The organism is Acidovorax sp. HMWF018, from assembly GCF_003061035.1.
In the GTDB taxonomy this organism is placed as follows: domain Bacteria; phylum Pseudomonadota; class Gammaproteobacteria; order Burkholderiales; family Burkholderiaceae_C; genus Acidovorax; species Acidovorax delafieldii.
In genome coordinates this window covers 1-1,154 of the sequence record NZ_QAIM01000100.1, presented here as the reverse complement: position 1 = coordinate 1,154, position 1,154 = coordinate 1, and the positions used below count along the sequence as shown (strand labels likewise).

Here is a 1,154-nt window from a genome sequence, read left to right as displayed (position 1 = left end):
GGCAGGCGGTGCGCGACGCCGAGGGCCGCATCGTGCGGATACAGGGGGCGTTTCAGGACATCTCGGCCCAGCACCAGGCCCGGCAGGCCCGCCGTGAGAGCGAAGAGCGCTTTCATCTGGTCTCGCGCGCCACGGCCGACGCGGTGTGGGACTGGAACCTGCACACCGATGCCATGTGGTGGAACGAAGGCATGCAGACCCTGTTCGGTGTGCCACTCGACCAGTTGCCGCCCGACAGCACCTCGTGGACCTTGCGGCTGCACCCCGATGACAGCGAAGAAGTGCTCGAAGGCATCCATGCAGCCATCGACGGCACGGCCAACCACTGGTCGGACGAATACCGCTTTCGCCGCCAGGACGGCAGCTATGCCTGGGTGCTGGACCGGGGCTTCCTGATCCGCGACCTGCAGGGCAAGGCCGTGCGCATGGTGGGCGGCATGACGGACATCAGCGCGCAAAAGCTGGCCGACCTGGACGCCCAGCGCGACGCACAGAACCATGCCGAGCTGCTGCAGGTGCAGCAGCGCATTTCGTCGCTGGACATGCCGCTGCCCGAGGTGCTGCAGCTGGTGGCCAGCACCGTGCTGCGCCAGACCGAAGCGCGCGGCGCCATGGTGGAGCTGCTGCAAGGCCGCCAGCTGGTGGCGCAAGCCTCGGCCGGTGACCACGTGCGCCCGGTGGGCAACCTGCTGCCAGTGGACCAGAGCCTGCTCTGGCCTGCGCTCAGCAAGGGCCAGACCGTGGTGTGCAACGACACCGAGGCCGAGGGCTGGGACATGGCTTCGATGCCCCACCGCCACGGCGTACGGTCGGTCATGGCGGTTCCGCTGCGCAGTGGCGACGCCATCGTCGGGTCGCTCAAGGTCACATCGGACAAGGTCAATGCATTTTCGCGCCGCGATGTGGCGCACCTGGAGATCCTGACCGAGTCGCTGGGTGCCATGGTGCAGTTGCGGCATGTGGCGGGGCAGCTGCATGCGTCCGAGCAGCAATACCGCATGCTGTTTGACGAGCACCCGCACCCCATGTGGGTGTACGACCGTGAAACCCTGCAGCTGCAGGCCGTGAACCGGTCGATGGAACGCCACTATGGCTACACCGAGTCCGAGCTGCTGACCATGTCGATGCTGGACCTGTGGCCCGCTGACCGGCGC

The 1,154-nt window shown here is 67.2% G+C and carries 1 protein-coding gene; it reads left to right on the top strand.

The window, feature by feature from the left end; genetic code table 11:
- The coding region (locus DBR23_RS03500; RefSeq protein ID WP_146191218.1) for a PAS domain S-box protein at positions 1 to 1,154 on the top strand (1,154 nt) is incomplete at both ends.